The sequence below is a fragment of the Actinomadura sp. genome (assembly GCF_044508335.1).
GTDB lineage: Bacteria > Actinomycetota > Actinomycetes > Streptosporangiales > Streptosporangiaceae > Spirillospora.
Genome location: NZ_JBIQHY010000164.1, coordinates 1 through 12,084, shown reverse-complemented (window position 1 = coordinate 12,084; position 12,084 = coordinate 1). Strand labels below are relative to the sequence as shown.

Below are 12,084 nucleotides of genomic sequence, written 5' to 3'. Positions count from 1 at the left end.
TCCACTTCCCACACGTAGTCGAACCCCACCCGGTCGGCGAGCTCCACCTGGTCGAGGGCGTCCTGGTAGAGCTTCAGCTCCTGCCCGTCGTTCCAGGGCCGCGGCAACTGGTGCTCGTAGAAGAGTCCGAAGCGCATGGGGACACCTCCCTCGGCGTTGACCAGGGATGACCGCCCGACCACCCGGTCCTGTCCCGCCAGCCTCTCCCGCATTGGACACCGAGCCAACATGCTCCGGGCCGGACGACGACCAAGCGCTCGCTTGACTGATGGCGCGCCCGACCGGCACCGTGAGGCCACCGGCCTGCGAGAGGAGTTCCATGGCGCCGCTGGACGGACTGCGGGTCCTCGATCTGACGATGTGGCGGCCCGGACCGTACGCGACGCAGCTGCTCGCGCAGCTCGGCGCGGACGTCATCAAGGTGGAGCCGCCCGGCGGGGAGCCGATGCGGATGTTCCGCGACCATTTCGACGTCCTCAACCGGCACAAGCGCAGCGTGGTGCTCGACCTGAAGTCCGACGGCGGCCGCGCGTCGCTCATGTCGCTGGCGGAGGGCGCCGAGGTGTTCGTCGAGGGGTTCAGCCCCGGCGTCGCCGAGCGGCTGGGCGTCGGGCACGAGGCGCTGCGGAAGCTCAACCCGCGGCTCGTGTACTGCTCCATCTCCGGATACGGGGCCGAAGGGCCGCTCCGCGACGTGCCCGGGCATGACATCAACTACCGCGCGTACGCCGCCGCGCTCCCGCCCGACGCCGTCTCCCCGGAGGCGGACGAGCTGCCGCTCGCGGACATGTCGGCCGCCACGATGGCCGCGTTCGCGATCACCGCGGCCGTGCTCAAGGCCCGTGCGACCGGGGTGGGCGACCGCATCGACCTCGGGATGGCCGACGTCCTGGCGCACTGGGTCGGCACCGTTCCGGAGGCGACGCGGCGGTCGGGCGCCGGGCCCGTCCCCGGCTACGGCGTCTACCCCACGAAGGACGGCCGGAAGATCACGCTCGGTGTCGTGTCGGAGGAGCGGCTGTGGGCGGCGACCTGCCGCGCGCTCGGCATCGAGGAGCACGCCGGGGTCCCGTTCACGGAGCGGCTCGGCCGGATCGGGGAGCTGGACGGGGCCGTGGCCGCCGCCGTGGCGAAGCTCACGATGGCGGAGGCCATGGAGCGGCTGAGCGCGGCCGGGGCGCCCGTCGCGCCCGTCCTCTCCCGCGCGGAGATGATCGCCCTCGACCACTTCGAGCTGCGGAAGATCCAGGAGGAGGGGCCCGTCCGGACGACCGTCCACCCGCCGCTGCCGGGCGGGACGGCCCCTGAGCTGGACGAGCACCGCGGCCGGGGCTGGCGTCTCACGCAGTGAAATTCAGGTGGGATTGTCCTACCTGTTTGGCATGCTTGTGACGTGAACGCGCGTGCGATGAGTCCGGTCCTGGTCGGCAGGGCGGCGGAGCTGGGGGAGCTGCGGGACGCTCTCGCCGCCGCGCCCGGAGCGGTGCTCGTCGGAGGCGACGCGGGGCTCGGCAAGACGCGGCTGATCAGGGAGTTCGCCCGTACGGCGGACGCGAACGTCCTGGTGGGCGGCTGCCTGGAGCTGGGCTCCGACGGCCTGCCGTTCGCGCCGTTCACGACCGTGCTGCGCGGCCTGGTGCGCGACATCGGCATCGAGGGGGTCGCCGGGCTCGTCCCGCGCGGCGACACCGGCGGCCTCGCCCGGCTGCTGCCGGAGTTCGGGGAGCCCGAGTCGGACGCCGCGTCCGGCGAGGAGCGGGCCCGGCTGTTCGAGGTCGTCCTCACGCTGCTGGAGCGGCTGGCCGAGAAGGGCCCGGTCGTGCTGGTCATCGAGGACGCCCACTGGGCCGACCGGTCCACCCGCGACCTGCTGGCGTTCCTGGTGCGCAACCTCGGCGTCGGCCCGGTGCTCATCGTGCTGACGTACCGGACGGACGAGCTGCACCGCGCCCATCCGCTGCGGCGGCTGCTCGCCGGGCTGGAGCGGCTCGAACGCGTCCGCCGGATGGAGCTCGGCAGGCTGGCCCGCGCCGACGTGTCCGCGCTGGTCACCGAGCTGCTCGGGCAGAGCCCGCCGCCCGGCCTCGTCGAGCGGATCGACGCCCGCAGCGAGGGCAACCCGCTGTTCATCGAGGCGCTGCTCGACGACGACGGCGAGCTGGCGTGCGAGCTGCCGGAGTCGCTGCGCGACCTGCTCCTCGCCGGCGTCCAGCGGCTCCCCGAGGAGACGCAGGACGTCCTGCGCGACGCGAGCGGCGGCAGCACCCGCATCGAGCACGCGCTGCTCGCGGCCGTGTCCGGGCTCGACGACGCCGCGCTGACCCGCACGCTCCGCCCCGCCGTCGCCGCGAACGTGCTCGTCGTGGACGGCGACGGGTACGCGTTCCGGCACGCGCTGATCCGCGAGGCCGTCCACGACGACCTGCTGCCGGGCGAGCACACGCGGCTCCACACCCGCTACGCCGAGGCCCTGGAGAACGATCCTTCGCTCGTGCCCGCCGGGCGGCTGTGGGTCGAGCTGAGCTACCACTGGAAGCAGGCCCACAACAGCCTGTGGGCGCTCGTCGCGTCCTGGCGCGCCGCGGGGGAGGCGCGCAAGGCGCTCGCCTACGCCGAGTGCCTGGCGATGCTCGAACGCGTCCTCCAGCTGTGGGACCGCGTCCCCGACGCGGTGGAGCGCATCGGCGCCGACTACGTCCGGGTCCTGATGGACGCGGCGACCGCCGCCGACCTCGCCGGCGAGTTCGACCGCGGCATCAAGCTCGTCACCGCCGCGCTCAAGGAGATCGAGGCGGCGGACGGCGAACACGACACCGAGCGCCGGGCGATGCTGCTGGAGCAGCGCGGCCGCATGCGGTACCAGATGGCGCGCCCCGGCTTCGTGGAGGACCTGCGCGCCGCGGTGCGGGCGCTGCCGGCCGACCCGCCGTCCGCGCTGCGCGCCCGCGCGCTGTCGACGCTCGGCAACTACGTGCGCATCACCACCGACATCGACGAGGCGCGCAACGTCGCGCGGGAGTCCCTCGCGATCGCGCGCAAGCTCGGCGACCCCGTCGCCGAGGCCGAGGCGCTCATCACGCTGTTCTGCGCCGACACCGACTACGGGTACGACGACGACCTCGCCGAGGTCGAGGCCGCCGCCGACCGCGCCGGCAACCACCCGGTGCTGCTCCGCTACTACGTGATCAAGTCGCATTTCCTGGAGGGCGCGGGGCGGCACGCCGAGGCCGCCGCCGTCGCCGCGCGCGGCAAGGAGCTGGCGCGCGAGTACGGGGTGGCGCGCACCCAGGGCACGTTCCTGTGCATCAACCAGGCCGAACCGCTGGTCTCCCTCGGCCGGTGGGACGAGGCGATGGCCGTGATGAACCACGCCCTGGAGCAGGACCCGGCGATCACCACCCGGACGTCCCTGCTCGTCCTGACCGGATGGGTGGCGCTGGCGCGCGGCGACCTGGCGACCGCGAAGGAGCGGCTCGAAACCTCCCGCGAGATCAAGAAGCTGAAGATGAAGTGGCTGAAGACGCAGGACTACTTCAGCACGCTCTGGCTGGAGGCCAACATCGCGCTGGCGGAGGGGCGGCCCGCCGCCGCGCTGGACGCGGTGCGGCCCGTCCTCGGCCACGCGGGCCTGCCGGACGACGCCCGCTACGCCTGGCCGGTGCTTGTCGCCGGCGCGGTGGCGTGCGCGGAGCTCGGCGACGCCGCCGGTGAGCTGGCCCGGATCGAGGAGCGCGCCGCCGGCCTGCGCTCCAGCGGGCCGCTGCAGCGCGCGCACTCCCTGACGTTCGACGCCGAACTGGCCCGCGCCCGGGGCGTCCTCGACCCGGGCGCGTGGGAGAAGGCCGCCGCCGCGTGGGAGGAGCTCGGCAACCCGTACCAGCGGGCCCGGGCGCTGCTCCGGTTCGCGGAGGCGACGCTGGCGGGCGGCGACCACGACGCCGCGGCGGCCATGCTGCGCACCGCCGCCGAGCTGGCCGGGGAGCTGGGCGCCCGGCTGCTCGCCGAGCAGATCGCCGACCTGCTGCGCCGCACCCGGGCGCCGCGCCGCGGCGACGCGTCGGCGCCGCTCGGGCTGACGCCCCGCGAGTTCGAGGTGCTGCGCCTCGTCGCCGAGGGGCGCAGCAACCGCGAGATCGCCGAGGCGCTGTTCATCTCGGTGAAGACGGCGAGCGTCCACGTGTCGAACATCCTCGGCAAGCTGGACGTGGCGAGCCGCGGCGAGGCCGCCGCCACCGCCCACCGCCTGGCGCTGTTCGCCGAACCCGGCACGCGCGTGTGATTCGGCGGCGGGGGACCTCCCCTCCCGGATCCCCCGCCCCGAACCGTCGGACCACACGGGAACTTCGTGGCCGGCCGTCCGGGGCGCGTCCCGCGGGAGCAGGCGGTGCTCCTCCGTGCGGAGAGGCGGTCCGAGACCCGTCCGGCCACTGCCCAGTGTCGTGCGCGCGGGGCCCGGAAGGGGCGCGGGACATACCCTTTGGGACGAAAGAAAAAAGCGACGGCGACGGGCCGCATTCCGTGACCCGTCACCGTGGCCGCGATCGGGCGGGTCAGCGCGGGACGCGCGCCACGCAGAACACCGTCTGCCCGAACGGCGGCCTCACGAACCGCTCGATGGTGCGGGTCAGCGGCACGACCGTCCGGTCGTAGATCTTGACGAGCTTCGGGTCGGGGTACCCGGCGCCGCCGCGGCGGACCGCGAACCACCAGGCGATGCCGCCGAGGAAGTTGATCGGCTTCAGCACCTCGGGGACGAGCCCCGCCTCCCGGACGGACGCCTCCAGCGTCGCCGGCGTGTACCGGGTGACGTGCCCGACCTTGCGGTCGAAGTCGCCGTAGAGCTGCATGTAGCCGGGCACCCAGATGACGATGCGGCCGCCGGGCTCGGTGACGGCGGCGAGGTCGCGGAGCGCCTGCACGTCGTCCTTGATGTGCTCCAGGACGTTCATCATCACGACCGTGTCGACCTTCCGCCGGATCTCGATCTCGGCCGGCAGGGCCAGGTCGATGACCTCGACGTCGTCGTTGCCGTCGTAGCGCTTGCGCAGCTCGCCGACGCAGTACGGGTCGTTGTCGCTGACGACGAGGTAGTCGAGGCGCCCGGCGAACTGCTCGGAGAAGTGCCCGAGGCCGGAGCCGACCTCCAGCATGGACCGGCCCACGTGCGGCGCGACGGTCTCGTACTCGTACTTGCGGTAGTTGCGGGCCTCGTCCCCGCCCAGATGGTTCTCCAGCGCGCCCTCCCCGGCGGCCGGCTGGACGACGTCCCCGTCGGGTGCCGGCGCGGCGGCCGGTGCGGCCTTCTTCGGGCCGCTGCCGAGAAGGTTGAGGAGGGTGCCTGCGATGGACTTCTTCTGACCAGGTGACTGCATACTTCCCGCTCGCTGGGTGCGTTGGCGTTCGGCTTCTCGTTCGCCGGATCGAAGAACCGGCCCGCGCGGGGCGCGTCCGATCTCAGGCGCGAAGGTCGGGTCAGTCTATCCATGCGTGCACGCGGCGCGGCCCGCGGTGACCGCGCCGGACCCGTCCGCGGCGGCGTGTCGCCCGGCCGGCGGCGGACGGGTCAGCCGATCGTGCGGTGCACGGACTCCTTCTCGCTCGGGCCCGGCTCGGACGGCGCGATCCACGGCCCCGGGATGGACGGGTCGAGGACCCCCTCCTCCACCCAGGCGAAGTCCCCGGCGAGGACGGCCCGCGCCAGCTTCACGTCCATCGCGTCGGTGTTGCGCCACAGCCCGTCGAACAGCTCCTCGACGCGGACGCGCGCCTGCCGGCAGAACGCGTCGGCGAGCAGCAGCGCCGACTTGCCGGGCGCCGCGCCGCCGACGCCCCCGTCCGGCGAGGCGTCGGCGTGGGCGCGGACGCACACCGCGCTCATCGCGTACAGCTCGGCGCCGATGTCGACCATCCGGCCGAGGAAGCCCTGCTTGCGCTCCAGCCCGCCCTGCCAGCGGCCGGCCGCGTAGAAGATCGACCGGGCGAGCTTGCGGGACGCCCGCTCCACGTACCGCAGGTGCTTGGCGAGCGGCCCGAACTCGGTGTAGGAGTTCGGCCGCTGCCCGGCGCCGGTGACGAGCGTCGGCAGCCAGCGCGCGTAGAAGCCGCCCGCCCTGGCCGCCGCCCGCGCCTTCTGCCCGGGGGACGCGTCCGGGTCGATGATGTCGCCGGCGACCGACAGGTGCGCGTCCACCGCCTCGCGGGCGATCAGCAGATGCATGATCTCGGTGGAGCCCTCGAAGATCCGGTTGATGCGCAGGTCGCGCACCAGCTGCTCCACCGGCACGCCCCGCTCGCCGCGCGCCGCGAGGGACTCGGCGGTCTCGTAGCCGCGGCCGCCGCGCACCTGCATCAGCTCGTCCGCGGCGCGGCACGCCATCTCCGAGGACCACAGCTTCGCGAGGGCCGCCTCGATCCGGATGTCGTTGCGCTCGTCGTCCGCCAGCTGGCCGGACAGGTCGAGCATCGCCTCCATCGCGTACGCGGTCGCCGAGATGAACGCGATCTTGCGGGAGATGGCCTCGTGCTCGCCGACCGGCCGGCCCCACTGCACCCGCTCCTTCGACCATTCGCGCGCGATCTTCGCGGCCCATTTGCCGCTCGCCGCGCACATGGCGGGCAGCGACAGCCGCCCGGTGTTCAGCGTGGTGAGCGCGATCTTCAGGCCCGCGCCCTCGGTGCCGACGAGGTTCTTCTTCGGGACGCGGACGTCGTGGAACCGCGTCACGCCGTTCTCGATGCCGCGCAGCCCCATGAACGCGTTGCGGTTCTCCACCGTGATGCCGGGCGTGCCCATGTCCACGATGAACGCGGAGATGCCGCCGCGGTGCCCGTCCGACTTCGGGACGCGGGCCATCACGACGACGAGGTCGGCGATGACGCCGTTCGTCGTCCACAGCTTGACGCCGTTGATGACGTAGTCGTCGCCGTCCGGGACGGCGGTGGCGCGCAGCCGGGCCGGGTCCGAGCCGACGTCCGGCTCGGTCAGCAGGAACGCGCTGACCTGCCGGGCGCAGCGCGGCAGCCACTCGTCCTTCTGCTCCGGCGTGCCGAACTTCGCGACCGGCTGCGGGACGCCGATGGACTGGTGCGCCGACAGCAGCGCGCCGAGCGCCGGCGACACCGACCCGGCCACCATCAGCGCGCGGCCGTAGTAGAGCTGGCTGAGGCCGAGCCCGCCGTACTTCTCCGGGATCTTCATGCCGAGCGCGCCGAGGTCCCGCAGCCCCTGGACCACCTCGTCCGGGATGCGCGACTCGCGCTCGATCAGCGCCCCGTCCACCCGGGTCGCGCAGAACTCGGTCAGCCGGGCGAGGAACTCCTCGCCCTTGCGCCGGTCCTCGGCGTCCGGCCGCGGGTGCGGGTGGATGAGGTCGAGCCGGAAATCGCCGAGGAAGAGCTGCTTGCCGAAGCTCGGCAGCCGCCATTCGGTCTCCCGCGCCTCTTCGGCGACCTTCCGGGCCGTCCGCTCGTCGACATGCGTGTGGGTCTGCTGGCTCATGCTGATCGCATTTCCCGTGGCCGGGGCGGGAAACCATGGCCGGATCGGGAAACCCCGCCCGGATCGGCGTCCGGGAGTGGTCCAATGGGACCGGGCCGCCGCCGCAGGCTCCACCGGATTGGGCAAAGAGGGGTTCGCCGAGCGAAATGGGTGAGACGCGCAAACCCACGCTCATCGCCTCGGTGCAGCGCGCCCTGCGGCTCATGGAGGCGGTGGCGTCCCATCCGAACGGCGCGCCCGCCAAGCAGCTGGCGCGCGAGGCGAAACTCCCCCTCGCCACCGCCTACCACCTGCTGCGCACCCTCGCCCACGAGGGCTACGCGACCCGGCTGCCGGACGGCTTCTGGGTGCTCGGCGACCGCGTCGAGACGCTGCACGAGCGGAGCCGGACGCAGCAGCTCCTCACCCGGCTCCGCCCCACCCTCGTCGAGCTGCGGGACGAGCTGGGCGTCGCGGCCTATTTCGGCATGAACGTGGACGACGAGATCCGCCTCATCGACGTCGCCGACGGCCCCCGCGCCCCGCGCGTCGACCTGCGGGTCGGCTTCGAGGACGCCGCGCACGCCACCGCGATCGGCAAGTGCGTGCTGAGCCAGTTCGACGAGGAGCGCCGCCGCGACTACCTGTCCCGGCACCCCCTCGTCGACCTGACCCCGCACACCATCACCGAGCCGGGGCGCCTGCTGCGCTCGCTGGCCTCGCCCACCGCGCTGCAGTTCGACCGCGAGGAGTACGCCCTCGGCACCGGCTGCGCCGCCGTCTCGGTGACGGACGCGACCGGTTCGGTGGTCGGCGCCCTGGCGATCTCGTGCCGTCCGGGCAGGCTGCCGCGGATCGAGCGGTCGGCGCACCGGCTGCGGGCGACCGCCGAGCGCATCCAGCGTGTGCTGTCCCTGCCCGGCTGAGAGATGCGCCGGTGACACTGGATCGCCGCCACCGGCGCGCCCGGGGCGCCGGACGTGTGAACGACGCGCCGGTGGCGATGAGCGCGGCCTCTAGGAGACGCGGCGGCGCGTCCAGTGGAAGCAGAAGCCGGACAGGCCCAGGGTGAGGGCGGCGAACAGCCCGGTCTCGGCCCACTGCAGCGGCCAGAAATGGCCGGCCGGATGGAAGGTGACCCGCTGCTTGTAACCGAGCCGCGCGATCTCGGTGAAGCACGCCTTGGAGGGCCCGCCGTCAGGGTCCGCGTTCGGGTCCTGCGGGCCGGGCGCCATCCGCGGCGGGGCGCACGGCCCCGACATCAGGGAGGCGGGCAGGCCGGCCGGGCGCCCGGACGCGTCGACCGTGTGGTTCGTGATCGTCCACGCCCCCGGTTCCGCGTCCGTCTGCACCGTCATGACCTTGGACCCCTGGTCGAGCGTCATCTGCGACAGGTTCTCCGACGTGATCGGCACGGTGGCCCGCTCGGCCGGGAGGAGGTGGGCGCGGACCCACACCAGCATCGCCACCTGGACGCCGACGAACACCACCAGGGTGATCGCCATGGCGGTGAGGGTGCGGCGGGTGAGGACGCCCATCGTGACGCCGAGCGCGAAGGCGAAGGCCGCGTAGCCGATCGGGACGATGCCGTGCGCGCTGAACGCCACCGGCGCCATCCGCGGGAACCGGTCGGCGACTGCCTCGTCCAGGGGAGCGGCCCACCAGTTGGCCGCGCGGACGGCGAGCCCGGCGGCGACCATGGCCGCCAGGCCGACGACGCCGAGCTTGACGGCCAGCCAGCGGGTCCGCGTGATGCTCTGGTTCCACGCGAGCCGGTGCGTGCCGCTCTCCAGTTCGCGCGCGATGAGCGGCGCGCCCCAGAAGAGGCCGATGACGGCCGGCAGCAGTATCACGAGGCCGAGCAGGGCTCCGTACTGCACCTGGTGGTCGTTGAAGAACATCCTGGAGAAGTTCGAGCAGGCGTCCCGCGAGCCGCACGCCGCGAGCCCGCGGTCGTACCTGCCGGACAGGCCGGGCCCGCTCGCCGCGAGGGCCGCGCCGAGGAGGGCGAGCCCCCCGAACACCATCGCGGCCTGGACGCGGAACTGCCGCAGCGTCAACCAGATCATCGGATCGCCTCCAGCGTGGGGCGGCGCGGGGTCGCGGTCATGTAGGCGAGGACGAGGTCCTCCAGGCCGACCTGCCCGACCGTCCAAGCCGGGTCGAGGATCGGGCCGTCCGACCGGACGATGAACGTGCTCTGCCGGTCGGTGTGGCTCTCGGACACGATGTGCTGGTCCTCCGGCAGCGTGTCCCGGCGGGGCCCGCTGAGCCGGTGGTGGGTCGCGAGCAGTTCGTCGACGTCCCCGGCGACCCGCACGCGCGAATCCACGAGCACGATCAGGTAGTCGCACGTCCGCTCAAGGTCGGACACCAGGTGGGAGGACAGGACGACGCTCAGCGAGTGCTCGGCGACGGCCTCCATGAGCCCCTGCAGGAACTCCCTGCGCGCCAGCGGGTCGAGCGCGGCGACCGGCTCGTCCAGGATCAGCAGTTCGGGCCGCTTGGCGATGCCCAGCGTCAGCGCCAGCTGGGCGCGCTGCCCGCCGGACAGCTTCCCGGCCCTGTGCCCGAGGCCGAGCCCGAGCCGCCCGATCCGCTCGCGCGCGAAGGCGTCGTCCCACCGCGGGTTGAGCCGGGCGCCGAGCTTCAGATGATCGCCGATGCTGAGCGAGGAGTACGTCGGCGTGTCCTGCGCGACGTACCCGACCTTGGCGAGCTGCTCGGGGCCGCTCGCCGGGACCCCGCCCAGCACCCGGATGCTCCCGGCCGTCGGCCGGATCTGCCCCACGGCCAGGTTCAGCAGCGTCGTCTTCCCGGCGCCGTTCGGCCCGACGAGGCCGACGATGCGGCCTTCGGGGATGTCCAGCGTGCAGTCGGCCAGCGCCCAGCGCTTCCCGTACCGCCTGCCCAGGCCGTCGGCCTGCAGGACGGCGCTCATGCTATGTCCGCCTGACTCGCGGACCGAAAGGTCGTCATGAACAGCGCCTCGATGCTCTCCTCGTCCAGCCCCGCCATCCGCGCCTTGGCGAGCCAGCGCTCCAGCTCCTTGCGCAGCGGCCCGTGCGCGGCGAGCGACTCGCCGGCCAGCGTCCGTGTCACGAACGTCCCGACCCCCGGGCGCGGCGCGACGAGGCCCTCGTGCTCCAGCTCCCGGTACGCCTTGAGGACGGTGTTCGGGTTGATCGCGAGCTGCGCCACCACGTCCTTGACCGTGGGCAGCTGGTCCCCGACCCGCAGCAGATCGAGCCGCAGCGCGTGCCGCACCTGCCGGACGAGCTGCATGTAGGGCGACACCCCCGACCCGGAGTCCAGATGGAACTCGATCACCGCCACCTCCATTTAACTAGGATGCTAGTACTTTAGATGTGCAGTACACCCCGCTGTCAATGCGATGGGACGCCCCGGACATCACCAAATTCGAGCAAGACGGGACACATCAGGCGGCTGACCGGGCATGACGCCGGCATGTCCACATGGAGCAACGACGACCTGGCCCGCCTCGGCGGCGCCGACGAGATCCAGATCGCACCGGAGAACAGCGACGGCACGCTGCGGAGCCCGACCACGATCTGGATCGTCCGCAGCGGCGAAGACATGTACGTGCGCTCGGTCAACGGCCCCGAAGGCCACTGGTACCGGGCCGCCGAGCACACCCACCGCGGCCAGATCCGAGCCGACGGCACGACCAAGGACGTCGCCTTCGTCGACGAGCCAGACCCGTCCGTCAACGAGCAGGTCGACGCCGCCTACATGTCCAAGTACGGCAGCATGCCCCAGGTCGAGCCGATGACGCAGCCCGGCCCCCGAGACACGACCCTGAAACTCGTCCCCCGCTAACCGCCCACAAGGTCAACCCCCTCACCGTGCCCGGCCATCTCGGCGGGGGTAGACGACGGTGGGTCGCCGGCGAGACCGCTGAGTCGGTGGCCACGGCCTACCGCACCACGGCCGGAAGCCGCGGGGCACCACCGTCGAATACGAGGTCCGCATGGGGTGACTTCCCCGCCTGCAAATCACCAACGGGATCCTGGCGGCCAGCCCACGCCGATCCCGTGCTCGCGGACGAGGCCCGTCCGGGTCATCAAGTTCGCCTTACTTGATGAGGGCGGACGCGGGGGGAGTAGGCCTGACCGATCGATTGCAGGTTCGCGGACGGCCCACGCTCGGGGATCAGGCCACATCGACGCCGTGGTCGCGGGCCAGGCCGCCTAGGCCGTCTGCCCAGCCCTGGCCGAGGGCGCGTAGTTTCCAGACGGGCTGGCCGTTGCACGAGCGTCTGACCCGGCGCAAGCTCGACGGGCGCGGCGACCTGCACGTTCGTCCCTTGTGCCATGCCCGGATGCGGTGCGCGTGGGTACGGTGCCGCGGATTGTGCGGGCGGCGTATTGAACGACGGCGCGGGCGCGGCGTGCTGCGGTGGCGGTGTGTGGAAGGAATGTGCCGGTTGCGGGGCGGCGGGGTGTGGGGGTGGCGGCTGCAAAGAGGGGGCCGGGGTGGGCTGTGACCAGGGCGGCGGTGGAGCTTGGAGCGGGGGCGCCGGTGCAGTGGCCTGCTTCCACTCGGCGAACGACTTCAGGGCGTACGGGTCGGACGGTGGTGGGGCG

General features: G+C 72.9%; 9 protein-coding genes. 4 read left to right on the top strand and 5 right to left on the bottom strand.

What is annotated here, in order from left to right; all coding sequences use genetic code 11:
- Positions 1 to 319 precede the first annotated feature (319 nt).
- On the top strand, positions 320 to 1,351 hold the full coding sequence (locus ACIWVC_RS32370; RefSeq protein WP_396455007.1) for a CaiB/BaiF CoA transferase family protein: 1,032 nt from the start codon (positions 320 to 322) through the stop codon (positions 1,349 to 1,351).
- A gap of 42 nt (positions 1,352 to 1,393) precedes the next feature.
- Entirely contained in the window at positions 1,394 to 4,279 is a 2,886-nt protein-coding gene (locus ACIWVC_RS32365) for a helix-turn-helix transcriptional regulator (RefSeq protein ID WP_396452199.1), read from the top strand.
- Between the two features lie 271 nt (positions 4,280 to 4,550).
- Here ACIWVC_RS32365 and ACIWVC_RS32360 read toward each other — a convergent pair whose 3' ends face one another.
- Positions 4,551 to 5,372 carry a class I SAM-dependent methyltransferase gene (locus tag ACIWVC_RS32360; RefSeq protein ID WP_396452201.1) on the bottom strand — a complete coding sequence of 274 codons (822 nt, stop codon included), beginning with the start codon at positions 5,370 to 5,372 and terminating at the stop codon, positions 4,551 to 4,553.
- A 191-nt stretch (positions 5,373 to 5,563) separates the two neighbouring features.
- Entirely contained in the window at positions 5,564 to 7,498 is a 1,935-nt protein-coding gene (locus ACIWVC_RS32355; protein WP_396455006.1) for an acyl-CoA dehydrogenase family protein, read from the bottom strand.
- Positions 7,499 to 7,644: 146 nt separating this feature from the next.
- Between ACIWVC_RS32355 and ACIWVC_RS32350 the strand changes: the two genes are divergently transcribed.
- The gene (locus ACIWVC_RS32350; protein ID WP_396452204.1) at positions 7,645 to 8,403 is read left to right on the top strand and encodes an IclR family transcriptional regulator; all 759 of its coding nucleotides are present in this window, start codon (positions 7,645 to 7,647) and stop codon (positions 8,401 to 8,403) included.
- Between the two features lie 90 nt (positions 8,404 to 8,493).
- Here the strand turns inward: ACIWVC_RS32350 and ACIWVC_RS32345 are convergent, their stop codons facing one another.
- From ACIWVC_RS32345 to ACIWVC_RS32335, 3 genes are read right to left on the bottom strand one after another with little or no spacing between them, the layout of a single operon-like run.
- The gene (locus tag ACIWVC_RS32345; RefSeq protein ID WP_396455005.1) at positions 8,494 to 9,546 is read right to left on the bottom strand and encodes an ABC transporter permease; all 1,053 of its coding nucleotides are present in this window, start codon (positions 9,544 to 9,546) and stop codon (positions 8,494 to 8,496) included.
- Positions 9,543 to 10,418, bottom strand: a complete 876-nt coding sequence (locus ACIWVC_RS32340) for an ABC transporter ATP-binding protein (protein WP_396455004.1) — start codon at positions 10,416 to 10,418, stop codon at positions 9,543 to 9,545. Before ACIWVC_RS32340 ends, ACIWVC_RS32345 begins: the two co-directional genes overlap by 4 nt.
- Complete coding sequence (locus tag ACIWVC_RS32335; RefSeq protein WP_396452208.1) at positions 10,415 to 10,819, bottom strand: GntR family transcriptional regulator; 405 nt, start codon at positions 10,817 to 10,819, stop codon at positions 10,415 to 10,417. The genes ACIWVC_RS32340 and ACIWVC_RS32335 overlap by 4 nt, the downstream gene beginning before the upstream one ends.
- Positions 10,820 to 10,945: 126 nt before the next feature.
- On the opposite strand from ACIWVC_RS32335, the gene ACIWVC_RS32330 reads away from it, so the two are divergent.
- Positions 10,946 to 11,317: a DUF2255 family protein gene (locus ACIWVC_RS32330; RefSeq protein WP_396455003.1), complete on the top strand. Its 372-nt coding sequence runs from the start codon at positions 10,946 to 10,948 to the stop codon at positions 11,315 to 11,317.
- Positions 11,318 to 12,084 lie beyond the last annotated feature (767 nt).

What these genes read in the sequence shown, in the direction of transcription:
- ACIWVC_RS32370 (WP_396455007.1), top strand. Translation starts at nt 320, where the DNA reads ATGGCGCCGCTGGACGGACTGCGGGTCCTCGATCTGACGATGTGGCGG.
- ACIWVC_RS32360 (WP_396452201.1), bottom strand. Translation starts at nt 5,372, where the DNA reads ATGCAGTCACCTGGTCAGAAGAAGTCCATCGCAGGCACCCTCCTCAAC.
- ACIWVC_RS32355 (WP_396455006.1), bottom strand. Translation starts at nt 7,498, where the DNA reads ATGAGCCAGCAGACCCACACGCATGTCGACGAGCGGACGGCCCGGAAG.
- ACIWVC_RS32350 (WP_396452204.1), top strand. Translation starts at nt 7,645, where the DNA reads ATGGGTGAGACGCGCAAACCCACGCTCATCGCCTCGGTGCAGCGCGCC.
- ACIWVC_RS32345 (WP_396455005.1), bottom strand. Translation starts at nt 9,546, where the DNA reads ATGATCTGGTTGACGCTGCGGCAGTTCCGCGTCCAGGCCGCGATGGTG.
- ACIWVC_RS32340 (WP_396455004.1), bottom strand. Translation starts at nt 10,418, where the DNA reads ATGAGCGCCGTCCTGCAGGCCGACGGCCTGGGCAGGCGGTACGGGAAG.
- ACIWVC_RS32335 (WP_396452208.1), bottom strand. Translation starts at nt 10,819, where the DNA reads ATGGAGGTGGCGGTGATCGAGTTCCATCTGGACTCCGGGTCGGGGGTG.
- ACIWVC_RS32330 (WP_396455003.1), top strand. Translation starts at nt 10,946, where the DNA reads ATGTCCACATGGAGCAACGACGACCTGGCCCGCCTCGGCGGCGCCGAC.